The sequence below is a fragment of the Nonomuraea sp. B5E05 genome (genome assembly GCF_039880665.1).
Classification (GTDB): domain Bacteria; phylum Actinomycetota; class Actinomycetes; order Streptosporangiales; family Streptosporangiaceae; genus Nonomuraea.
Window position 1 is genome coordinate 47,110 of the sequence record NZ_JBDPMJ010000023.1, and the last position, 22,394, is coordinate 69,503.

A 22,394-nucleotide genomic window follows, 5' to 3' on the forward strand; every position below is an offset into this window, starting at 1 on the left:
TCCGTCAATCCTGCTGAAGGAGGCGACAATGGACACATCAGGGGTCGCGAAGACGGTCCAGGACGTGATGCATCAGGGAGCGGAGTGCGTCGGCGAGCACGACAGCCTGCGCACCGCCGCGCGCATGATGCGCGACCTGTCGGTCGGGGCGCTGCCGATCTGCGGCGACGACGACCGGCTCAAGGGGATCATCACCGACCGCGACATCGTGGTCAAATGCTGCGCCGAGGGCAAGGACCTCGACTCCACCATGGCGGGCGAGCTGGCCCAGGGCCTGGTGTGGGTGGAGGCCGACCACAGCGTCGAGGAGGCGTTGCAGAAGATGGAGCAGCACCAGATCAAGCGGCTGCCCGTCATCCGCGACCGCCGGATCATCGGCATGATCACCGAGGCTGACCTGGCCAAGGAACTGCCCGACAGCAAGCTTGCCGAGTTCGTGCACCGCATCTACGCGCATTCCTGACCGGGAAGCACGATCAGGCACGGTGAAGCCCCGCGGAGCGTCCTGCTCCACGGGGCTTCGCCGTCGGGCCGGAAGTCCGGGTCAGGCGGCCAGCTTGACGTCCGAAGCCGTCCGCTCGCGGGCCGGGACGAGCCGCGCGCCCAGCGCCCTGGCCGCGATCACCATGGCGGCGGTGACCAGCACGATGTCCTTCAGGATGTACTGGGCCTCCAGGGTGGGCGGGCCACCGGGGAACATGTCGGTGAAGAACAGCACCAGCGGCGACATGAACCCCACCAGCGCCCCGGCCATCACGAGCAGACCGGCCTTGAGAAACCTCCCGGTGATCATGGTCAGCCCGATGAAGCACTCGGTGGCGGCGACGACGGCGAGCGCGACGCCGCCCGACACCACGCCGAACGTCAGCTGTTCCAGTGTGCCCACCGCGAGATCTTCCGCGGGGCTGACGCCCGGGAAGAACTTCAGGAACCCGAACCCCAGGAAGACCAGGCCGACGCTGATCCGCAGGGCGTCGATGCTGTGGCGGGCGAGCCACTCGGTCGTCGTGGCGAGCATCTTCGTGTACGTGGCGGTCATCTGCTTGCTTCTCTCTTCCGTCGTCTCCTGCTGACACGACCAAGCGTCGCCGGATCCGCCGTCCGAGGAATCCGCCGGCGAGCGGCGACCTGGCTACGCCGTCCCGCGTACGCCGGCGCCGGCCCGTCTTCGCCTCACGGGGTAGCCGGCGGCGGCGTCGTACCGGGCGGGCACGTTCGACAACCGCGCAAGAAGTACCGCATCTACCAGGAACAGGGATTACCCCTTCATGGACCACAGGGCGTTGACCGTTCGCGGCGAACGCACCAAGGATCGAGCTACGACCCATCTGTCGGACAGGGAGTGGCGATGCGAGCGGTACGCCGACCGGCGTCCGGCCCGGCGACGCGGTCATCCTGCACCCCCTCGTCACGTGCGGACTGTGCCGGGCGTGCCGCGCCGGCGACGACGTGCACTGCTCGGCCTCGAAGTTCCCCGGCATCGACACCGACGGCGGCATGGCCGACCTGCTGCTCACCAGCGCCCGCTCCGTGGTCAAGCTGGATCCCTCGCTGCAGCCGGCGGACGTCGCGGCGCTGGCCGACGCGGGCCTGACCGCCTACCACGCGGTACGCAAGGCCGTACCGCTCCTCTACCCGGGCTCGCGGGTCGTGGTCAGCGGCGCCGGGGGGCTGGGCCACATCGGCGTCCAGTGCCTGGCCGCCATGACGCCCGCCGAGATCATCGTCGTCGACCGGTCACCGGCCGCGCTCGAACTCGTCCGGGGGCTCGGCGCGGCCCACACCGTCCAGGCCGACGGCCGCCAGGTCGAGGCGGTCGCCGACCTCACCGGCGGGCAGGGCGCCCACGTGGTGCTGGACTTCGTCGGCGAAGGAGGCACCGAGGCCGAGGGCGTGGCGATGTTGCGCCGCGCGGGATCGTACTTCGTGATCGGTTACGGCGGGCGGGTCGAGATCCCCACGATCGACATCATCTCCAGCGAGATCAACGTGATCGGCAACCTGGTCGGCTCCTACAACGACCTGGACGAGCTCATGGCCCTGGCCGCCCAGGGCAAGGTCAGCCTGCGCACGAGGACGTACCCGCTGGAGGCCGTCAACGACGCCATGGACGACCTGGACGGCGGGCGCCTCCAGGGCCGCGGCATCCTCGTGCCCGCCAAGGGCTGACTGACCGGGTACGCGGCGGGACGCCGGTCATTCGCTCAGCTGTCGCGTCCCCAGCCCTTGCCGGGGTTCCCGTACGTGGCCCCTTTGGCTTTTCCGCCCTTCTTGGCCAGCCCCGGCGGCAGGCGCCCCGAGCGCCACGCGCCGGTGGAGCGCGACTGCGCGGCCCGGGACGGGTTGCCGCGTGGTTGGGCGGTTCGGGACTGGGCGTCGGGTGGTCGTGCGGTTCTGGAGGGGTCGTCTTCGGGCGGCCTGTCGGCTGACGCGCGGTAGGCGTGCAGCGCGCTGCTGGGCTGCGGCGCCGGGTGCGTGACGGGTTCGGCGCGTGGCGTCTCGTGGCGAGGGCCGGCGCCCTCTCCATCGGGCCAGGAGGTCGTGGCGAGCACCGCGACGATCAGGGTGGTCACGGCGGCCGCCTGCCGCCACCGCCCGGGCGCGGCCGCCCGCGGGCGGGAGCCCAGGGCCGGGATGGGGAAGAGGGCGCCGTTGGCAGGGACGAGGGATGCGGGCTCGGCCCGGCTCGCAGCGGCCTCGTCGTGGGCCGGCTGCTCCGGCTCCGCCACCCGGAGCAGTTCCCGGTGGGCTTCGGCGGCCCCGATGCGGCGCCCTGGGTCCTTGTCCAGCAGGCCGGTGATGACCGGGGTGAGCGGCCCGGCCTGCCGCAACGGGGCGGGGCTGCTGGTGAGCACCGCGCTCAGGGTGGCCAGCGCGCCGCTGTCGCCGAAGGGGGAGCGGCCCTCGACGGCCTCGTACAAGGTGGCGCCCAGCGACCACAGATCGGCCTGCGGGGTGGAGGGCCCGCCGCGCGCCCGCTCGGGGGCGATGTAGGCGGGCGTGCCGAGCACGATGCCCTCCCGCGTGAGGTGTGCCTGGTCGTCCAGCGTGGTGGCCAGCCCGAAGTCGGTCAGCACGGCGTGGCCGTCGTCGGACATCAGCACGTTCGCGGGCTTGACGTCGCGGTGCACGATGCCTTTCGCGTGCGCGGCGCGCAGCGCGTCCAGCAGTTCCAGCCCCACGCGCGCCACGGTGGTGGCGGGCAGCGGTCCCCGTTCCCTGACCACGTCGTCCAGGCTGCGGGAGGGCACGTACTGCAGGACGATCCACGGCCGCTCGTCGGCCTCCACCACGTCGTACACGACGGCGATGTTCGGATGGCTCAGCCGGGCGGACAGGCGGGCCTCGCGCATGGTGCGCCCGAGCAGCACCTCCCGCTCGGGTCCTGGCCGGTGGGGCAGGCTGAGCTCCTTGACCGCGACCTGGCGGTCAAGGAGCTCGTCGTGGCCGCGCCAGACCGTGCCCATGCCACCTCGGCCCAGCTCGGCCAGCAGCCGGTATCGCCCGGCCAGCAACCATCCTTCGTAGGGCGAAACCGACATGTCGGCAGAACTACCCGATCAAGATCCGCGCGCCACGGTCTCGTCACACACTGTTGCGCATCCGTTACGATCTCGCGGACGAAGTGATGTGTGGCGGCCATCACCTGGGGTGTGTGGATGAGAGGACCTGGCGCAGCGTCGCGGCGAAGGCCTCCGGGTCGCCTTTCATGCCGAACTCGCCGTCGAGGAACCCGGCGTGGTGGCTGGGGAAGACGACCGGCTCCGTGCCGAGGCGTGCGGCGACGGCCACGCCCGCACGGTGGGCCATCTCGCCCTCGGACTCCGCTCCGACGCCGACGACCACGCGGGTCGAGGCGGCGCGGAGCGCCTCGAAGTCATGCTCGTAGTGCGTACAGGTCATGAGGTTCTGTGCGAACATCACGTCGTCCCGGGAACCGTCGTCCTCCGACGGCAGCCCGAGCTCGGCGGGGCTCTGCACGGGCCGGTCGGCGAAGTCGGCGGGGATCTCGCCGCGCAGGCCCGTGACCGCGATGAACTTCGCCATCGCCGCTCCGAACCCGTGCCGGTCGTAGGTGCGGCGGATGTCGGCCACGGCGGCCAGCGCCTGTTTCCTGTCCGGCAGGACCTGGGCGGCCGGGGGTTCGTGCGCGACGAGCGTACGCACCTGTTCCGGGTGCCCGGCCACCAGCGCCAGCCCGTTGACGGCGCCGCCGCTGCTGGCGAAGATGTCCACCGGTCCGCCGCCGAGCGCGTCGATCAGCCGGTGCAGGTCGTCGGCGTGCTGGTCGGGCGTCGACTCGCCGCCGCCGGTGCGGGTGCTGCGGCCGATCCCGCGCGGGTCGTAGGTGACCACCGTACGGTCACGGAAACGGGCGGCCAGGCCGGTGAAGCCGCTGGCGTCCATCGGTGATCCGATCATCAGCAACATCGGCGCGCTGCTCGGCTCGCCCTCTCGTACGTCGTAGTGCAGAGTGCCGCCGGGCACCTCAAGGGTGTGGGCCATGAGTACGTCCTTTCTCCGACTTCGGTGATGAAGACCCGCGGCGGCGGCAGAACTCATCGGCGCCCGCGGAAGCTTCTGTCCGTGATCGATGGCACTCCTTCTCTGTCAGATCACGTCAGCCGCTCCTTGTCCAGCCGCCGGGGCGTGCGAGGCGCGGCACGCCGGGCCGCGGCGGGCGTACGACGCCGGGCTAACCTGGCACTATGGACGTTTCCGCTGGTGGCTATGGGCTGGGGCCCGAGTCGGGGCAGCTGCTGGTGCACACGACCCGCACCGGGCTGGGCGCCAAGGCCGGACATGACCTCACGATCGAGGTCACTCGCTGGCACGGAGAGGCCGCTGCCGATCCCGCAGACCCGGCCGGTTCCTCGGTGACCGTCGAGGTCGACGCGGATTCGCTCGTCGTCAGGCAAGGGACGGGCGGCGTCAAGCCGCTCACGGAGTCGGATCGCCGGGAGATCGGGAAGATCATGGGCGAGAAGGTCCTGCACACCCGGCGCCACCCGACGATCACGTTCCGGTCGACCCGGGTCGAGGGGAGCGCGGAGGAGTTCCGCGTCGAGGGCGAGCTCACCCTCGTCGGTGTCACGCGGCCGGCCGAGCTGCGCGGCTCGCTGGCCGGGGGCCGGGTGCGCGGCTCGGCGGTCATCGTGCAGTCTCAGTGGGGCATCCGGCCCTATTCGGCGTTGTTCGGCGCGCTCAAGCTCAGCGACGAGGTCGAGGTGCGCTTCGACGTCGGCCTCGTGCCGAAGGAGGTCTGAGGCGGGCCGGGCTCAGACGCGGCCGAGCGGGCGATGGGGCTCGGCCGGGAGCTCCACCTCCTGCACGCGGGGGTTGCGCAGCCCGGTGACCTCCACGACGGCCTGCTCGCCGACGTGCAGCAGCGTGCCGGCCGGCAGGCCGAGCAGGTCGATGCCGCTGGTGGTGACGTTCTCGCCGAGCTCGCCCGGCCTGACCGTGTAGCCGGCCTCGCCCAGCTCTGCGAACAGCTCCTCGTGGATGAGGTGCACCTGGCGCAGGTGGGGCTGGGTGGGGTCCTGCGCCAGCCGAGAAAAGCGCACTTTGCGCAAAATTTCTCAGCTTTGCCACACGCGCCGCTGCGAGCCGGGATGATCAGGCCTGGCCGTGCGCCGCGCGAGCGGCCGGCTGATCGAGTGACGATTGGAGCAACGTGCGAAGACGATCTTCCCTGCTCGCCGCCGCATTCACAGTGCTGGCGGCGCTTTTACCTCTTTCGACGGCCGGGGCGGCGGCCGCCGTGGACGGGGCCACGGGGGCCGCCGTCAAGAGCGGCATCACCTGGGCGCCCTGCGAGGAGGAGCCGGAAGCCGAGTGCGGCAAGCTCGCCGTGCCGATCGACTGGGCCGAGCCGAACGGCCCCAAGGTCGAAATCTCCCTCGCCCGCCGCAAGGCCCTCGACCCGGAGGCCCGCGTCGGATCCCTCGTGATCAACCCCGGTGGCCCCGGCGGATCCGGCGTGGAGGCCGTCTACGCCGCCCCCGGCTCGTACACCGAAGACCTGCGCAAGCACTTCGACATCGTCGGTTTCGACCCCCGGGGCGTGGGCCGCAGCCATCCGGTGACCTGCTCGGCGTCGGTGTACAACAAGTTCCCCTACGCCGTCATGAAGAGCCAGGCCGACTTCGACAAGTGGAAGGCGTTCGCCAAGGAGCTGCGCGAGGACTGCCGGCAGCGCACCGGCCCCCTCTACGACCACGTCGACTCGGTCAGCGTGGCCCGTGACGTCGAAGCCATCCGCGCCGCCCTCGGCGAGGGCAAGCTCAACTTCTACGGCATCTCGTACGGCACCCTGATCGGCCAGATGTACGCCGAGCTGTTCCCGGACAACATCAGGACCATGGCGCTCGACAGCAACATGGACCACAGCCTCGGCGTCGCGGCGTTCCTGACCACCGAGGCCGCCGCCGTGGAGGACGCGTTCGACCAGTTCGTCGGCTGGTGCGAGCAGGAGACCGCGTGCGCCCTGCACGGCAAGGACGTCCGTGAGGTGTGGGAGCGACTGCTGAAGAAGGCGCGTGACGGCAAGCTCTACTACCCGGGCGTCAAGGACCGTCCGATGACCGAGATCCAGGTCCTCTGGCAGGGCGTGCTCGGCACGGAGGGCCCCGCCTGGCAGCTGCTCAGCCAGATGCTCAACGCCCTGGACGGCGGCCCGCTGCCGGACGAGGTGCCGCCGCTGCCCGGGCGGCAGCCGGTGTCGGGGGAGACCGTCGAGCTGAACACCACGATCCTCTGCGAGGACTACAAGCTGCCGGTGCGCAACTACCGCGAGTACGCCGCGCTGATGAAGATCTCCTCCCGCATCGCCCCCGACATGCGCCTCAACCCGATGCCGGTCGAGGACCTGCCCGTCTGCCTGGGCCACCCCACCAACAACCCGCAACACCGGCTGCGGTACACGGGTGACGCCCCGATCCTGCTGGGCAACTCGATCCACGACCCCTCCACCCCGTGGATCTGGTCCGCCAACGTGGCCCGCCAGTTCGGCTCCAAGGCCACGCTCCTCACCTACGAGGGCTGGGGCCACCGCATCTACGGCAAGGACCGGTGCAGCACCGTGCCCTTCGACGAGTACCTGATCTCGTTGAAGATGCCGAAGAAGGGCGCCCGCTGCGAGGTCGGCGGCACCGACCCGACGCTCAGGATGTTGAAGAAGGAGGTGTGGCCGACGGACGGGCTCAAGTGGGGCAGCCCGGTCGCGTCCGCGGCCGCCCACCGCTGAAGCGCCGGCCCGCGCCGAGCTGAACGGCGCGGGCCCTCTTGAGGGCGGCATCCCCGGATGCCGCCCTCTCTGTGTTCTGCCGCCGCACCGACACCGGGCGGCGGCGTATCGTCGCGGTGTGGCGTGTTTCCTCTGCTTCGCCTGCCGTAACCCGATCACCCTGTCCGTGCGGAAGATCCCGCTTCCCCCGTACAAGGAGCAGCCGGTCGACGCGACCGTGTGGTACGAAAGGATCAAGCAGCCGCGGATGCCGCGCGGGACGTACGCGGCCAACCACCACCCCTACGAGTTCTCGGGTGAGCCTCCCGGCCTGGTCATCCATCCCGACGACGCCGTCGGCATGCGGCCGCATCCGGACATCTGCCGGCTCACCGGCTGCTGCGGGGTCAGCGGGATCACGGGCCCCAACCTCGTCTGCGCGGCCTGCGGCGCGGAGCTCGCCGTCCACCAGGCCGACTGTCATACGGAGAACCAGATGACACTGCTGGTGGAGGCCGTCATCCTGTCGCACGCCCACGACGACGATGGCCGTGGGTGAGGTGGCGCGTGGAGACCATCGAGACGCCGCGCCTCGTGCTGCGGCCGCTGCGCGTCGAGCACGCCGACGAGATGGCCGCCGTGCTGTCCGACCCGGCGCTGCACGCCTTCACCGGCGGCGTCCCGCTCACCGCGCAGGAGTTGCGCGCCCGCTACGAGCGGCTGGCGGCCGGGCCGCCGGGCTGGCGCAACTGGGTGGTGTGGTCGCGGGAGGACGAGTGCCTCACCGGCTACGTGCAGGCCACGGTCGAGGGCCGGACCGCCGAGATCGCCTGGGTGATCGGCACGCCGTGGCAGGGGCGCGGCCTGGCCAAGGAGGCGGCGAAGGCGTTGGTTGACCGGCTGGTGGGGCAGGGGACAGGCACGATTGTCGCGCACATCCATCCCGGCCACGCGGCCTCGGCCGCCGTCGCCACGTCCGCGGGTCTGCGATCGACCGGACGGTGGCACGACGGAGAGATCCGCTGGGAACGCTGAGCGCGCCAGGACGTCCCTAACGAAGGAGTCACGGGCGTAGATCACCGTGATATCAGAGGACGCTTGATCATGAACAAAGGTTTACGGCGTTTGACCGATTGTAATAGTTTTTTTGGTCGTTCGAAGATCATTCGGTAACGTCGTGTAAGCAGTCCGTACGCATCCGAGACGGACGCGTGCTCGAACACGGACGCGTACACGAGAGAAGGCCGAGAGGAACTCGTGGAACAGCAACCACAGGACACCGGAAAAATCATGGATACATCGGGAGGAGTCAAAGCCGCCCTTCCACCCCGTACGGACTGGGTGGTGTTCGGGGTGGCCGCTGCGCTGGCCCTTGCCTTCGTCATCTGGGGAGCGATCGCCACCGACACGCTGGAGGGCGTGTCGACCTCCATGCTCGACTGGACGATGCACAACCTCGGCTGGGCATTCGTGCTCGCCGCCTCGGGCTTCGTGGTGTTCGTGCTCTGGCTGGCGTTCAGCAAGTACGGCAAGATCACACTGGGTCAGGAGGGCGAGGAGCCCGAGTTCAGGACGGTGTCCTGGATCGCGATGATGTTCAGCGCGGGCATGGGCATCGGGTTGATGTTCTATGGGGTGGCCGAGCCTCTCACGCACTTCGCCGAGCCCCCTCCCGGCACGGTCGAGGCCACCGCGGCCCCGGCCACGCGCATGGAGACCTCGCTGGCCACCACGCTCTTCCACTGGACGCTGCATCCCTGGTCGATCTACGCCGTGGTCGGCCTGGCCATCGCCTACGGGTGCTATCGCCGCGGCCGGCGGCAGACGATCAGCGCGGTGTTCACCCCGCTGATCGGCGAGCGGCACGCCAACGGAGCCGTGGGCAAGGTCATCGACATCCTGGCCATCTTCGCTACCCTGTTCGGCTCGGCCGCCTCGCTCGGCCTCGGCGCGCTGCAGATCGGCAGCGGGGTCAAGGAGGTCGGCTGGATGACGGAGGTCGGCGAAGGCCTGCTCATCGTGGTCATCGCGGTGCTGACGGCGGCGTTCGTGTTGTCGGCGGTCTCCGGCGTGGAGAAGGGCATCCAGTGGCTGTCCAACACCAACATGGTGCTGGCGCTGGTGCTGGTCCTGTTCCTCTTCCTGGTCGGCCCGACCGTGCTGATCCTCAACCTCATCCCCACCTCACTCGGCTCGTTCGTCGGTGACCTGGCCCAGATGGCGGCCCGCACCGAGGCCAGCGGCGGTGAAGGGGTCGCCGCCTGGCTGTCGGGCTGGTCGGTGTTCTACTGGGCGTGGTGGATCTCCTGGACGCCCTTCGTCGGCCTGTTCATCGCCCGCATCAGCCGGGGCCGCACCATCCGCCAGTTCGTCGGCGGCGTGATCCTGGTGCCCAGCGTGGTCAGCCTGGTCTGGTTCGCGGTCTTCGGCGGCACGGCGATGAGCCAGGAGGCCGGAGGCGCGGGGCTGACCAGCGAGGCCACCGCGGAGGGTCAGTTGTTCGCGCTGCTCAACGAATATCCCCTCGCGGGCGCCACGACCCTGCTCGTGATGATCCTGGTCGGCATCTTCTTCGTCTCCGGGGCGGACGCCGCCTCGATCGTCATGGGCACGCTCTCGCAGCGCGGGACCATGGAGCCCAGCCGGGCCGTCGTGATCGTCTGGGGCGTGCTGACCGGCGCGGTCGCGGCCATCATGCTGCTGCTCGGGGGCGGCGGCGACGCGGCGCTCACCGGACTGAAAAACCTGACCATTCTGGCCGCGGTGCCGTTCATGGTGGTGATGGCGCTCATGTGCGTGGCGCTCACGCGTGACCTGCGGCACGACCCGCTGATCCTGCGCGGGCAGCGCGGCGAGGAGGCCGTGGAGTCGGCCGTCATCACCGGCCACGAGCTCTACGACGGCGAGTTCGAGCTCGCGATCGTCAGTGCCAACGGCGACGACGCCGAGGGCGCCGAGGACGCCAAGGCCGCCGGCGGCACGCCGAGCGAGAAGTAGGTCCACCGAAGAAACGACGCCTCCCGGTGGCGACCGGGGGGCGTCGTTTTCTCATGGTGATGCGCTGACCACCCCGTCAGCGCAGGGTGGCGGTGAAGGTGCGTCCGTGGGCGTGGCGGGTCGCCGCCCGGACCTGGGTGCCGCCCGGCACGCGGCGCACCGTCACACCCTCGTCGGCGGTGTCCAGGCGGAGAGGCCGGCCGCGCAGGACGACCGTGACGTGGTCGCGTTTCATCGTGGGGTCGGACAGGGCGACGACCGTGCGCTCGCCGCTGCGGACGATGACCGCGGCGGGGCCGTCGATGAGCAGGCGCTCCGCGTGGCGCGGGCCGCCGCCGAAGACGTTGGCGGCGACGATCCCGAGCTGCTTGTGCTTGACCGCCTGCACGTTCCGGTCGTTGGCCAGCACGGTCAGCGGGCCGTCCGCGTAGCCGCGCAGCCGGGCCTCCGTCGCGTTCGGGACGAGGGCGTAGGCGACGGCCGAGACCCCGCCGGCGGCCGGATGGGCGATGGAGGCGGTGAAGACGTTCTTGGTCACACCCGTGTCGGGATTGTTCGCCCGCACGACTCTGCGGCTGCGGGTCACCGTCTCCAGCCCGGCGGCGACGGGCTGCCGGGTGAGGAAGGCGTATCCGACCGACGTGCGGCGGGTGTCGTTGGCGTATCGCAGCCAGCGCGGCGGCGAGGTGTCGCCCGCCCGCCAGGACCCGCCCCGCCAGCCCTCGCCGGTCAGCACGACCGTGTCCCCGGGAGCGGCGATGCGGCTGTCCACGGTGGTCACCGCGGCGCGGCGGTCCTGGCCCGAGACGTCCGCGGCCAGCACCACGATCTCGTCGTCGAACATGAACCACGACTTGGTCGCGCGGGCGTTGCGGTAGACGACGAAGTCGTCGGGCAGGACGCCCTGCTGCTTGGCGGTGTAGGCGGCGTCGTCCGACTGCACCATGCCGGCCACGCCGTACGCGCCGAGCGTGGCGCCGCCGGAGAAGGTGTTGCCCGCCAGGGGGAAGTAGACGTAGGTGTTCTGCGACTCCGAGGAGGAGGTGAAGTTGAGCGGATGGTCCGGGTTCTCGTACCAGAACCGGCCGTACAGGTCGGGGACCGTGCGCCGCTCCTCCTCCGGCGCGGTGATCCCGGCCAGCCGGTACGGCGAGACGGCCGTGTAGTAGTCGACGCCGAAGACCTCGCGCTGGTCCTCGCCCGAGAGGTAGAGGTAGTAGGCGCCGTCGCCCTGGAACCAGGGCATGAGGTTCTCGCCGTTCATGTACTCGTACTTGCTGATCCGGTCGGAGCTGCGCGCCAGCGCGAAGGCGTAACCGGGGCGGCGGTGCACGGTCCTGTCCATCGAGTTGAACGCCACCGAACGCTCGGGCGGGTTCAGATCGGTGGCCGGGATGGCGGAGTCGGCGCGGATGGCCGCGTAGCGGGCGATGCTGACCGGGGAGACGAACGTGCCCGTGTCGGCCTCCGGCAGGAACTTGACGTATTTCTTCAGGGCGAGCGCGCCGTCGCCCTCGACGTGGTCGGCCAGGTCGGCGATGGCCTCCACGATCACCTGGACGTCGGAGTAGCCGGTGTTCGTCCGCGAGACCGCCCGCCCCTTGACGATCTCCATCATCCACCCCTCGAAGATCAGCGGGGCGAAGCCGTCGGAGATCCAGCGGTGGACCACGCCGGCCAGGTCGGAGCCGCCGCTCGTCGCGCCTTCGAGCGTCCTGAGGGTCTGCACCACGCGGGTCAGCAGGGCACGCCCGTAGGAGCCGGTGTAGGCGACGGAGTGGTGCTGGATGAAGGAGCCGTCGTGGTAGTAGCCGTCGGTGACCCCGTGCTGCAGGTCGTAGGGGTCGATCGTGGCGAAGACGGTGGCCTGGTCGGAGATGGCCTTGGAGACGCGGGCGTCGTCGCCGGTGAGCGCGCCCTGCAGGATGCGGTTGCCGGTGATGTCGGCCAGGTTGGCCCCGGTGTGGAAGCGCGAGTCGAGGTCGACGTCGCCGTCCTTGCCGTTGCGCAGGTAGGCGTCCATCGAGGCGATGTACGCGGCCGTCAGGTCGGGGCGTGTTTCCCGTACCCGCTCGTCCAGCAGGACCAGTGTCCTGCTCACGTGGGTGGGGATGCCGATCTCCCAGCTGTGCCAGTTGCCGTAGTAGCCCTTCGACTGGTCGCCGAAGTAGCGCTCGTGCAGCCACTGGAGCCCGTCGACGACCCGGCGCTGGACGGCGGCGTCACCGTCGAACTCGCCGCCGGGGCTGCGGGTCGCGAGCGCGATCTCGTACAGGTACTGGTAGGCCGAGCGCAGGTTGGCGTCGTCGGTGCCGAGCGCCAGGCCGGCGAACAGCTCGCCGTCGCCCGCCTGGTCCATCGCGGCAAGCCGCCGCCTGGCTGTGTCGAGCATCGCCGCCAGCTTGCCGGCGACCTCGGGGCGGGCGTTGACCTCCGCGGTCCCCGCGAAGGTCGCCACGGTGTTGGCGAGCAGCCGTGCGTGATCGGTCGCCGACGCGGCGGCGGCGCGCAAGGGTGCGGCTGCCATCGCGAGCAGGCCGGCGGCCGGGAGGAGGGAGAGGACCTGACGACGGGACATGTGCGGCACTGCGGGCTCCATGCCGTTGGGGGGTATGCCGGGCTCACCCTACATGATCTAGTTTTCCCAGCCCAGACCGCACGCGTGACCGGACGTCACCGTACGTTGCCCGATGGTTCGCGGGCGCTTTCGCCCATGACCACCGGTGGGCCGTCGGTGAGCTTCTTCGACGGGAGGTCGCCGGACTCCACGCAGTTCCGCCCCGCGGGCAGGGCCTGCGGCCGGTCGGGGAACAGGTCGGTGACCGGCTCGTGCGAGCTCGGCGCGCGCATCTCGATGGTCATCTCGACGTCGCCCGGCAACTGCCCGAGCCCCTGGGCGACGGCGAAGTAGGACACGCCGTCCACGACCTTGTAGGCGTGCGCGGCGAACGACCACGCGTCCCAGGCGCCCTCCGTCGGCGGGTCGGGGTCGTCGGACCTGCGTGGCGGCAGGCACACCGTGGCGTAGACCGTCCAGCCGCCGTCACGCAGTTTCCGCATGCCCTTCGCGGCCTGCCGCCGCGCCTCGCCGGCCGGATCCGCGGCCGGGCCGTCGGCCAGTACCACGGTCACCGTGCCCCGGGTGGCGGGCAGGTCGTCCGACTTCTGGAACGCGACCCTGCGGGCCGGCTCCTTGACGGCCTCGCCGACGAACGGCTGCGACAACATGACGTCGAGTTGCGCCTGGTCGGCGCGCGTCGTGGCGTCGGAGGCGGCACATCCGCTCAGCAGCACGCAGATCGGCACCAGCAGGAGCCGCCGGTTCATCGGGGGGTCACCACACCCTGGACGTGGTCGTAGCCCAGGGCCGAGACGTTGCCGTTGCGGAAGTCGTCTTCGCTGACGCGGGTCATCTCCCCGCTCGGGTTGTAGAAGACCAGGTTGCCGCCCTCGTGCCCGACGAGCAGCACGTAGTGGGCCGGGTAGGAGTCGCCGATGAGGACCGGCACGGTGTGACCGGCGTCCACTGCGCCGACGGCGTCGTTGAGCGCCGGGTTGACGGAGCCGGCGTCGGTGTCGTCGACGATCCGCCAGTCGTAGCGCGTGCCGAAGGAGTCGGCGTGCTCGTTCATCTCGTCGCTCAGTCCCCAGGGGGAGGTGCCCAGGCCCTGCGGCCACACGGTGTTGGTGGAGTCGTGGATGCGGTTCTGCTCGTCGGTGAACCTCTCCCGGAGCTCGGCGGCCGACAGCGGGTTGCCCTTGTCGTCCGTGGTCAGGCTCAGCGCGTACAGCGGGTCGTTCATGGCGCGGGCCACCATGATCGAGGTGGAGCCGCAGGTCGCCTGGTTCTGCTGCTCCAACTCGACGCCGTTGACGAGCACCGTGCCGCTGCTCGCCGGGTCGACCAGGCTGAGGTGCTCGCGCAACCAGCTCTCGCTCTTGCCGCGGATGGCCGAGGCGAAGGTGGAGATGTCATCGACCGAGTGGCCGGCCGCGAGCGCCTTCATCAGGTAGGCGCGTTCCGCCTCGGAGCCGGCGTCGTCGAGCAGGCGCTGCATGCGGGCGCGGTCGTCGTCCGACAGCGCCTCCATCTTCTCGGCGGCCCTGGCCAGCTGCGCCGTGCTCAGGATGCCGTTCTCCTCCTGCGCGGTGCCGTCGATGCCAGCGGCCGCCAGCAGCACCGCGTCGAAGGCGTCGATGTGCGGCGACCGGACCGCGCCCGCGCGTGCCTTGCCCTGCACGTCGCGGAGCCCGCGCTGCAGCGTGTCCACCGCGGTCTGCAGGTCTTCGAAGACCCTGATGGCGCCGGTGATGGCCCCGACGGCCCGGCGGATGTCGTCGGCGATGCCGCCGTCGCCGTCGAACGGCCACACGGTGTTCCACATGTTGCGCACGATGTCCTGGGCGCTGTTGAGCTCGCCCACCGCGTCGAGCAGGTCCTGCCGGTGCTCGCCGAGCCTGCGTTTCAGCCGGCGGAGCTCGTCGGCGTATTCCGTCAGCAACGTGTCCGCCTTGCGCATGGCGGGCGCTGCCTGCTGCAGCAGGTCGTCGGTCGCCTTGAGCGCGGCGAGCGCCTCGGTGGCGGCCTCGCCCTTCCACACCGACGGCACCGAGACCTGCGTATGGTCGAGGTCGGTTGCGGCCGTGTCGATGGCGCCAGCCATTCTGCGGAAGGCCCTGCCGAGGTCGTCGATGCCGTCGGGATCGCCGGGCACGTCCCTGAGGACCGAGCTCAGCGTGTTGATGGTGCTGATGACCTCGCCGATCATGGTGACCGGGTTGGCGATCGTCGCGAGGACGCCGACGCCCTGCTTGAGCCGGTTGATCGCGGTCGAGACCTGCAGATAGTCGTCCGAGGTCATGGACGGTCACCGGAGGCGGGCGTCTGCCTGGACCGGAGGTAGTCCTCGACCGACTCGAACCCCTCGGCTGACGCGCGCGTCGCCAGGCACCACTTCTCGAGCACCTCGCGATAGACGGTGAACTCCTTCTCCCAGACCTCGCGCACGCCGGTGATGGCGGCGGCCGGGTCACCGAGCTCGAATTCGGGCTCGGGGGAGTCGACCTTCTCCTTCCAGTCACGGCGGGCGATCCGGAGGTCCTCCGCGGTGTCGCAGACGACTCCGGCTCTCTTCTTGATCCCGCTGTAGGCATACAGGGCACCTGAAGAGCTCATGGTTCCTCCGGAGGTCAGCACCTGTGCGGATGGGAAGAAAACGCACAAATGAGGCATACGTGACCAGGGCTGAGAAATTTTACAGTTCATCTGCCGTCTGCACTATGGCCATGCGTCTCTCCATGTGAGACGCCTGGCCGTGCGGCGCTCTCGTACGGCGAACTGCCCGATAAGTTTGTCCGGCCAAGTCCATGCCGCTGAACGTCCGGTCGTGGGAGTGCCCGTGCGGCGCGGTCCACGACCGGGATGTCAACGCGGCGATCAACATCCTGGCCGCCGGACGGGCGGACAGGCTAAACGCCTGTGGAGCGCGGGTAAGACCGGGGCCTGCCCCGGCACAGCGCGACGAAGCAGGAAGCCTCAGAGGTGCCGCATCCTCACAACGGGGGATGGCCGGATGTTGACTCCGGTCGGCGGGAGTGTGGCACACTCTGCTACGTAGCAAAAAGTTTTGTTTTGTCAGTTTTTGTGTTTTCCGGAAGGTTGACAGATGCCGAGTTCCGCCGTGCCCCGACCGGAATACCCCCGCCCGCAGATGGTGCGGCAGGACTGGCTCACCCTCAACGGACCATGGCAGTTCGAGATCGACGGTGGAGACTCCGGCCTTGAGCGTGGCCTGCGCGAACGTGAGCTCTCCGGGACGATCACCGTCCCCTTCGCGCCGGAGTCGGAGCTGTCCGGCCTCGGGCACACCGACTTCATGGAGGCGGTGTGGTATCGCCGCACCGTGACGATCCCGGCCGCGTGGGCGGGCCGGCGGCCGCTGCTGCACTTCGGCGCCGTCGACCACGACGCCACCGTGTGGGTGAACGGCGTCGAGGTGGCCCGCCACCGCGGCGGCTTCTCCCCGTTCACGGCCGACCTGTCGGCCGTAGCGCGCCCCGGCGAGGACGCCACGATCGTCGTACGCGCCCGCGACCCCCGCGAGGGACCCCAGGCGCGGGGCAAGCAGTCGACCCGGTACGCGAACTACGAGTGCCTCTACACCCGCACGACGGGAATCTGGCAGACCGTGTGGCTGGAGCCCGTCCCCGACGTGCACCTGCGCCGCCCGCGCATCACCCCTGACGTCGCGACCTCCTCCTTCACCGTCGTCACCCCGCTGTCCGGCAACCGCCCCGGCAGCTCGGTCCGCGTGACCGTCGCCGACGAGGACGGCGCCGTCGCCACCGCGACCGCCCGAGCCGACGCGGACCTCGCCCCCTCCCTGCGCCTGGAGATCCCGCAGGACCGGGTACGCCCGTGGGAGCCGGGCGACGGCCACCTCTACGACGTGAAGGTCGAGCTGCTCGACGACGGCGGCGCCGTCACGGACACCGTCGACAGCTACGCAGGGCTGCGCTCCATCGCGATCGACGGCAAGCGCGTCCTCATCAACGGCCGTCCCGTGTTCCAGCGGCTCGTCCTCGACCAGGGCTACTACCCCGACGGCCTCATGACCGCGCCCAGCGACGCCGCGCTGCTGCGGGACATCGAGCTGGCGCTGGCCGCGGGCTTCAACGGGGCGCGCCTGCACCAGAAGGTGTTCGAGGAGCGTTTCCTCTACCACGCCGACCGGCTGGGCTACCTGGTGTGGGGGGAGTTCGGCGACTGGGGCGCCCACGACGGGCGCGAGCAGCGGCCGACCGCGTCCTTCATCACGCAGTGGCTGGAGGTCCTGGAACGGGACGTCTCACACCCGTCGATCATCGGCTGGTGCCCGCTCAACGAGACCCGGCAGCCGATCCACGACCACGTCTCCCAGCTCGACGACGTCACCCACGGTATGTTCCTGGCCACGAAGCTCGCCGACCCCACCCGCCCGGTCATCGACGCGTCCGGCTACAGCCACCGGGTGCCGGAGACCGACATCTACGACTCGCACAACTACGAGCAGGAGCCCGCCGCCTTCGCCGACCTGATGTCCGGCCTGAAGAGGGACGAGCCGTTCGTCAACGACGCCGACGGCCGGCCCATCTCCGTGGCGTACCGGGGGCAGCCGTACTTCGTCAGCGAGTACGGCGGGATCTGGTGGAACCCCGAGCTGGCCGGGACCGATCAGCGGGCGGACCGGCAGACGTCCTGGGGATACGGGCAGCGGGTGCGGACCGAGGACGCGTTCCACGCGCGGTTCGCCGGGCTGACCGAGGTGCTGCTGGATGATCCGGACATGTTCGGATACTGCTACACGCAGCTGACCGACGTGTTCCAGGAGGAGAACGGCATCTACCGGTTCGACCGGACGAACAAGCTGGACGTGGAGCGGGTGCGCGAGGTCCAGACCCGGACCGCCGCCTCCGAACGCTGACCTCAACGCCGGCTCAACACGTCCTCAACGCGCGCGTACGGATACTGCCGTCATGAAGATTCTCCAAGCGGTATCCGTAGCCGTTCTCGGGGCCGGCCTGGTGCTCACCGGGGCCGGGCCGGCCTCCGCCCAGACCGCCGGCACCGCGCCGGCCTGCGTCGGGCGGTCGCACGCCGACCTCGGCGGGTTCGCGTTCGTCAAGAACCGCTCCTGCGGCAGGGCCGTACGCGTGAAGATCGTCATCAGGCTCGGCAAGGACTCGCCCTGCTGGACCCTGCAGCAGGGGCAGATGCGCCGGCACAACTACTGGGGGAAGTACCAGAAGGTCGTCACCTGCTAGTCAGGGCGGCCGGCCTCAGAGGAACCGGGAGATCTCCCTCGCGGCGTTGAGCACGATCGGGGCGATCTCGCCGGCGTCCCGCTCCCCGATGGTCACCATGCCCACACTCGCGTGGGCCGGGCGTCCCGCGACGGAGATCGGGGCGGCGACGCCCCAGGCACCCGGCTGCAACTCGCCTTCGGTGACCGAGTAGCCGGCGGCGCGGGCCTGCGCTATCTCGGGGCGCTCTCCCGGGCGGGGCGGGCGGCCCGCCAGGATCGCGATCCCCGAGGCGGCGCGGTTCGAGGGGTGCCGGGTGCCCGCGCGATAGGTGACGTGGATCTGTGAGGCGCGCGGCTCGGCCACGGTGAGCACGACCGCCTGGCTCTCGTCGATGTCGAGCACCGTGATGAACGCGGTGGCGTTGCAGGTGTCGGCCAGCACCTGCAACGCAGCGGAGGCCGCGCTGCGCAGCCGGTGCTGCACGGCGGCGTTGAGCTCGACGATGCCGAGGCCCAGGGTGAAGCGGTTGCCGACCCGGGCGGCCAGCCGGTGGTTGCCGAGCGCGACGAGGTGACGGGAGACCGCGTTGCGGTGGATCCCGGCCAGCTGCGCGAGCTCGGTGATGGTCAACCCGTCCGGATGGTCCTTCAGGATCTCCAGCAGCCGCAGGCCGGTGTCGATCGTCTTCGACACCGCCGTGCCCGTCGTGCCCGCCGTGCCGGGCTGGTCGGCGGTCATTCGGCGCCCAGCCTGGGTGCGGGGGTGTAGTGCAGCGGCAGGTGCTTGACGCCGCCGATGAAGTTCGACACCAGCCGCTCGGGAGGCCCGGCGAGCCGCACGTCCGGCAGCCGCCAGAGCAGCTCCCGGTAGAACGTGCGCAGTTGCAGCCGGGCGAACCGGGCGCCGAGGCACACGTGCGGCCCGTCCCCGAACGAGACGTGGTCGTTGGGCCGGCGTGCGATGTCGAAACGCATCGGGTCGGGGAAGCGCCGCTCGTCGAAGTTGGCCGCGCCGTGGAAGACGACGACCTTGTCCCCTGCGGAGATGGGCTGCTCGGCCAGCACCACGTCGCGTACGGCGGTGCGGCGGAAGCTGAGCACCGGCGGATGCCAGCGCAACATCTCCTCGACGGCCGTGTCGAGCAGCTCCGGGTCGTCGAGCAGCCGGCGATGCTGGGCCGGATGGCCGAGCAGCGCGGCCAGCCCGCCGGGCAGGGCCGACCGCACGGTGTCGTTGCCCGCGATGACCAGGAGGAAGAAGAACATCGACAGCTCGGGGTCGGTGAGACGTTGCCCGTCCACCTCGGCCGTGGCCAGCGCGGTCATGAGATCGTCCGCCGGCTCCCGGCGCTTGCGGGCGGCGAGCGCGTGGGCGTACTCGAACATGTCCTTGAGCATCGCCGGGGAACGGGGGTTGACCGGTTTGCCGTCCGGGCCGCGCTCGACGGTCGCGTGGTCGGGATCCTGATAGCCGATCACGCGGTTGGTCCACTCCAGGATCAGGCCGCGGTCGGCGAGCGGGATGCCGAGGAGATCCGCGAGGTTGTGGATCGGGTAGTCGTCGGTCACGTCCACCGGCATGTCGCACTCGCCCCGCTCGGCGATCTCGTCGATGAGCAGCCGGGCCCGCGTCGCGATGCCGGCGGCGAAACGTTCGACCCGCCTGGGGGTGAACACGCCGGAGACGATCCGCCGGAGCCGGCCGTGATCCGGCGGATCGAGGTTGAGCATCATCCGCCGGATGAACGACAGGTCGGCCGGGTCGGGGTCGCGGATCTGGGTGGCGCCGAGCCAGGAACTGAACTCGCCGGGCGACCGCAGGACGCGCACGACGTCCGCGTGGCGGGTCACCGCCCAGAACCCGGGCCCGGCCGGCCAGTCGCCGACCTCGTGCTCCTCCTGCCAGTGCACGGGGTGGTGGTCACGTAGCAGGCGGTACGTCTCGTGCGGGATGCCCTGTGCGTAGATACGCGGGTCGAACACGTTGACCGTCGTACTCACGGGCAACCCTCCAAGGGATCGGTCAGGCGGCCAGGAAACGTTCGATGGCCGACACGAGGGCCAGCGGCGTCTCGTCCATCGCGTAGTGGCCGGCGTCGGCGAAGGTCAGCAATTCGGCGTCGGTGTACCACTGCAGCCAGGTGCCCCGCATGACGTCGGCGGAGAGCGCGGGGTCGTGCTCGCCGGCGATGACGAGCACCGGCGTGGCGGAACCGGACACCTCGGTGTGGAAGTCGGTCTTGGCCCATGCGTCGAGGTACGCACGGTAGGCCGTCACCGTGGAGTTGCCCAGCGAGCCGGCCACCATCTGGTCGAGCCACACGCCGGGAAGCCGGTTGCCGGTGGTGAGGTCGATGATGGCGCGGCGGTTGGCGGGCTCCTCGGCGGACCCGGAGAACAGCGCCCAGCTCTGGTCGTCGAACGGCACGCCGGAGGCCGGCACCGGGGAGATGCCGACGAGCTTGCTCACCCGCCCGGGCGCGTCCAGCATCACGCGCTGCATCGCCGTCCCGCCCATCGAGTGACCGACCAGGGAGAACGTCTCCCAGCCCAGCTTGTCGGCGAGCGCGATCACGTCGCCGGAGATCTCGGCGAGGGAGTACTCGCCGGTGAGGTCGCGCGCCTCGCCGTACCCCCGGTAGTCGGGGAAGGCGTAGCTGAACGCGTCGCCGTCCAGGTAGGGCTGGATGTTTTTGAAGGAGGTGCGGTCGCCGAACCAGCCGTGCAACACGATCACGTGGTGCTGCCCGGAGCCGGTGACGTCGTGGGGGAGGACGACGGGGGCCATGGTGTTCTCCTTAGCGTTCGGGGCAACCGGATGGGTCGGCGGGCGGCATCTCGCTCGCGGGCTGGGCGCCGCCGTGGCACTGCAGGCTGAACCAGACGTACTTGCCGTTCTCGTGCTGGACCGCGCCCCACTGGTCGGCCTGCGCCTCCACCAGGAACAGGCCGCGCCCGCTCTCGGCGAAGAAGTCGGGAGCCCGGCGCGTGGGGAGGGTCGGGTCGTGGTCGCAGACCGCCAGCCAGATCGTGGTGGCTCCGGCCCGTACGTTGATCCTGATCCCGGAGGATCCGCACGGTGGCGGGGCGGCGTGCTGGACCGCGTTGGTGACCAGCTCGCTGGTCAGCTCGGCGATCGTCGCCTCGTTCGCGGGGGAGAGCGGCATCTTCCAGGAGGTGAGCATCCCCGCCACCCAGCGGCGGGCGATGGATGAGGCGATCGGCGAGCAGGGCAGATCGCACCAGCGGGAGAGCAGCCGGGTCGTGGAATCGGTGAGCACGTTCACGGCGCGCTCGCTCTCGCCGGCAGCAGATGGCAGGTCAGTGCGCCGCCGATGCGGGCTCCCGGTCCCACGCCGCCCTCCATGGGGCGCTTGGGGGTGCGTCCGGCCTCGGGTTTCAAGGGATCAATCGCGAACACGGCGTGGGCTTCTCCCGGATGCCCAAATAATGGGCGCGGTGGTCAAAAAACGGGCGTGCAGCGAGGAAAGCATCGGCCGGAACAGGGCCGATGTCAATGCGATTGACAGAAAAAGTCGATCATTCGTCACGACGGTTGCGAAAGCTCTGCCGTGATGTCCCCTTTGCGCTGAAATGCCGCATGTCTTCGCCTGGGCCGGGCACACGTCGGGCGCGGAACCGGCCATCGGTCCCGCGCCCGCCTCTGTGCCCCGGCGGCGGCTCACCGCCGCTGGGTGATCTCCTCTGCGGGTTCCTGTACGGGCTCCCGTTCGGGCTCCCCGGCCGTGCGACGGCCGGGCCGGACCCGTGCGCGGATGAAAGTTTCACGGGCCGGAATATTCACGAAGGAAGTGTCCGGCCATTTGGCGCGCATATCGGGCGTTCGCCGGCGGACCCTTCGGCTGGCATGTAGTTGACATTTGTACTGGTTTTTGGAGAACCTATTTGGGAGCGCTCCCACGATTGGTTCCGCACCTTCCTCTTGAAAGGACACATCGGTGGATTCACTGCTCAAGAATCAGGGGCTCTTCCTGGCTCTGTACCGGATCGTGATAGGGCTGCTGTTCGCCTGCCACGGCGCGGCGACACTCTTCGGCGTGCTGGGCGGTCCGCAGGGCGCGGTGCCCGGCATCGGCCAGTGGCCCGGCTGGTGGGCGGCGGCCATCCAGCTGGTCGGCGGCGTACTCGTCATGCTCGGCCTGGGCGCGCGTGCCGCCGCCGTCATCTGCTCAGGCAGCATGGCCTACGCCTACTTCTTCGTCCACCAGCCACAGGCGCTCTTCCCCATCCAGAACGGCGGGGAGAAGGCCGCGCTCTTCTGCTGGGGTTTCCTGCTCGTCGCCGTCCTCGGCCCCGGACGCTGGGCGCTGTCCACGCTGCTGGCCCCCTCGCGCCCTCTCGCACACGAAAAGAGATGACGACGG

The 22,394-nt window shown here is 70.2% G+C and carries 22 protein-coding genes and 1 pseudogene; 11 read left to right on the top strand and 12 right to left on the bottom strand.

Annotated features, from left to right (window positions below; all coding sequences use genetic code 11):
* Positions 1 to 28 precede the first annotated feature (28 nt).
* The gene (locus tag ABGB01_RS33790) at positions 29 to 463 is read left to right on the top strand and encodes a CBS domain-containing protein (protein WP_347777640.1); all 435 of its coding nucleotides are present in this window, start codon (positions 29 to 31) and stop codon (positions 461 to 463) included.
* 81 nt (positions 464 to 544) lie between these two features.
* Here ABGB01_RS33790 and ABGB01_RS33795 read toward each other — a convergent pair whose 3' ends face one another.
* Positions 545 to 1,039: a DoxX family protein gene (locus tag ABGB01_RS33795; RefSeq protein ID WP_347777641.1), complete on the bottom strand. Its 495-nt coding sequence runs from the start codon at positions 1,037 to 1,039 to the stop codon at positions 545 to 547.
* Positions 1,040 to 1,326: 287 nt separating this feature from the next.
* Between ABGB01_RS33795 and ABGB01_RS33800 the strand changes: the two genes are divergently transcribed.
* Entirely contained in the window at positions 1,327 to 2,169 is an 843-nt protein-coding gene (locus ABGB01_RS33800; protein WP_347777744.1) for a zinc-binding dehydrogenase, read from the top strand.
* Between the two features lie 35 nt (positions 2,170 to 2,204).
* Here the strand turns inward: ABGB01_RS33800 and ABGB01_RS33805 are convergent, their stop codons facing one another.
* Both ABGB01_RS33805 and ABGB01_RS33810 read right to left on the bottom strand, forming a co-directional pair.
* The gene (locus ABGB01_RS33805) at positions 2,205 to 3,542 is read right to left on the bottom strand and encodes a protein kinase (protein WP_347777642.1); all 1,338 of its coding nucleotides are present in this window, start codon (positions 3,540 to 3,542) and stop codon (positions 2,205 to 2,207) included.
* A 100-nt stretch (positions 3,543 to 3,642) separates the two neighbouring features.
* Entirely contained in the window at positions 3,643 to 4,506 is an 864-nt protein-coding gene (locus ABGB01_RS33810; protein WP_347777643.1) for an alpha/beta hydrolase, read from the bottom strand.
* Positions 4,507 to 4,709: 203 nt separating this feature from the next.
* Here ABGB01_RS33810 and ABGB01_RS33815 point away from each other — a divergent pair, with 203 nt between their 5' ends.
* Complete coding sequence (locus ABGB01_RS33815) at positions 4,710 to 5,267, top strand: YceI family protein (RefSeq protein ID WP_347777644.1); 558 nt, start codon at positions 4,710 to 4,712, stop codon at positions 5,265 to 5,267.
* Between the two features lie 12 nt (positions 5,268 to 5,279).
* On the opposite strand, the gene ABGB01_RS33820 is transcribed toward ABGB01_RS33815, so the two are convergent.
* Positions 5,280 to 5,567, bottom strand: coding sequence for an MOSC domain-containing protein (locus tag ABGB01_RS33820; protein WP_347777645.1), 288 nt, complete (start codon positions 5,565 to 5,567; stop codon positions 5,280 to 5,282).
* Positions 5,568 to 5,677: 110 nt separating this feature from the next.
* Between ABGB01_RS33820 and ABGB01_RS33825 the strand changes: the two genes are divergently transcribed.
* From ABGB01_RS33825 to ABGB01_RS33840, 4 genes are all read left to right on the top strand, one after another.
* Entirely contained in the window at positions 5,678 to 7,249 is a 1,572-nt protein-coding gene (locus tag ABGB01_RS33825; RefSeq protein ID WP_347777646.1) for an alpha/beta fold hydrolase, read from the top strand.
* A gap of 118 nt (positions 7,250 to 7,367) precedes the next feature.
* Positions 7,368 to 7,787 (top strand): hypothetical protein, encoded by a 420-nt coding sequence (locus ABGB01_RS33830; RefSeq protein WP_347777647.1) that lies wholly within the window; start codon positions 7,368 to 7,370, stop codon positions 7,785 to 7,787.
* An 8-nt stretch (positions 7,788 to 7,795) separates the two neighbouring features.
* On the top strand, positions 7,796 to 8,263 hold the full coding sequence (locus ABGB01_RS33835; protein ID WP_347777648.1) for a GNAT family N-acetyltransferase: 468 nt from the start codon (positions 7,796 to 7,798) through the stop codon (positions 8,261 to 8,263).
* Positions 8,264 to 8,518: 255 nt separating this feature from the next.
* Positions 8,519 to 10,225: a BCCT family transporter gene (locus ABGB01_RS33840; RefSeq protein ID WP_347777649.1), complete on the top strand. Its 1,707-nt coding sequence runs from the start codon at positions 8,519 to 8,521 to the stop codon at positions 10,223 to 10,225.
* A gap of 76 nt (positions 10,226 to 10,301) precedes the next feature.
* Here the strand turns inward: ABGB01_RS33840 and ABGB01_RS33845 are convergent, their stop codons facing one another.
* From ABGB01_RS33845 to ABGB01_RS33860, 4 genes are all read right to left on the bottom strand, one after another.
* Positions 10,302 to 12,803, bottom strand: a complete 2,502-nt coding sequence (locus ABGB01_RS33845) for a polysaccharide lyase family 8 super-sandwich domain-containing protein (protein WP_347777650.1) — start codon at positions 12,801 to 12,803, stop codon at positions 10,302 to 10,304.
* Between the two features lie 95 nt (positions 12,804 to 12,898).
* Positions 12,899 to 13,552 carry a hypothetical protein gene (locus ABGB01_RS33850; RefSeq protein WP_347777651.1) on the bottom strand — a complete coding sequence of 218 codons (654 nt, stop codon included), beginning with the start codon at positions 13,550 to 13,552 and terminating at the stop codon, positions 12,899 to 12,901.
* Entirely contained in the window at positions 13,549 to 15,087 is a 1,539-nt protein-coding gene (locus ABGB01_RS33855) for a hypothetical protein (protein ID WP_347777652.1), read from the bottom strand. Before ABGB01_RS33855 ends, ABGB01_RS33850 begins: the two co-directional genes overlap by 4 nt.
* Positions 15,084 to 15,401, bottom strand: a complete 318-nt coding sequence (locus ABGB01_RS33860) for a hypothetical protein (RefSeq protein ID WP_347777653.1) — start codon at positions 15,399 to 15,401, stop codon at positions 15,084 to 15,086. Before ABGB01_RS33860 ends, ABGB01_RS33855 begins: the two co-directional genes overlap by 4 nt.
* Positions 15,402 to 15,589: 188 nt before the next feature.
* Between ABGB01_RS33860 and ABGB01_RS33865 the strand changes: the two are divergent.
* The 3 genes and pseudogenes from ABGB01_RS33865 to ABGB01_RS33875 all read left to right on the top strand — a co-directional run.
* A pseudogene (locus tag ABGB01_RS33865) lies at positions 15,590 to 15,805 on the top strand (zinc ribbon domain-containing protein); the annotation flags it as partial.
* 86 nt (positions 15,806 to 15,891) lie between these two features.
* A complete protein-coding gene (locus ABGB01_RS33870; protein ID WP_347777654.1) occupies positions 15,892 to 17,688 on the top strand; it encodes a sugar-binding domain-containing protein in 1,797 nt (598 codons plus the stop codon).
* Positions 17,689 to 17,740: 52 nt separating this feature from the next.
* Positions 17,741 to 18,028: a hypothetical protein gene (locus tag ABGB01_RS33875; protein ID WP_347777655.1), complete on the top strand. Its 288-nt coding sequence runs from the start codon at positions 17,741 to 17,743 to the stop codon at positions 18,026 to 18,028.
* 15 nt (positions 18,029 to 18,043) lie between these two features.
* Here ABGB01_RS33875 and ABGB01_RS33880 read toward each other — a convergent pair whose 3' ends face one another.
* The 4 genes from ABGB01_RS33880 to ABGB01_RS33895 are packed head-to-tail and all read right to left on the bottom strand — an operon-like array spanning position 18,044 to position 21,296.
* Positions 18,044 to 18,748 (bottom strand): helix-turn-helix domain-containing protein, encoded by a 705-nt coding sequence (locus ABGB01_RS33880; protein WP_347777656.1) that lies wholly within the window; start codon positions 18,746 to 18,748, stop codon positions 18,044 to 18,046.
* On the bottom strand, positions 18,745 to 20,010 hold the full coding sequence (locus ABGB01_RS33885) for a cytochrome P450 (RefSeq protein WP_347777657.1): 1,266 nt from the start codon (positions 20,008 to 20,010) through the stop codon (positions 18,745 to 18,747). Before ABGB01_RS33885 ends, ABGB01_RS33880 begins: the two co-directional genes overlap by 4 nt.
* 22 nt (positions 20,011 to 20,032) lie before the next feature.
* The gene (locus tag ABGB01_RS33890; RefSeq protein ID WP_347777658.1) at positions 20,033 to 20,797 is read right to left on the bottom strand and encodes an alpha/beta hydrolase; all 765 of its coding nucleotides are present in this window, start codon (positions 20,795 to 20,797) and stop codon (positions 20,033 to 20,035) included.
* Between the two features lie 10 nt (positions 20,798 to 20,807).
* A complete protein-coding gene (locus tag ABGB01_RS33895) occupies positions 20,808 to 21,296 on the bottom strand; it encodes an ATP-binding protein (RefSeq protein WP_347777659.1) in 489 nt (162 codons plus the stop codon).
* 672 nt (positions 21,297 to 21,968) lie between these two features.
* Here ABGB01_RS33895 and ABGB01_RS33900 point away from each other — a divergent pair.
* Positions 21,969 to 22,388 carry a DoxX family protein gene (locus ABGB01_RS33900; RefSeq protein WP_347645710.1) on the top strand — a complete coding sequence of 140 codons (420 nt, stop codon included), beginning with the start codon at positions 21,969 to 21,971 and terminating at the stop codon, positions 22,386 to 22,388.
* Positions 22,389 to 22,394 lie beyond the last annotated feature (6 nt).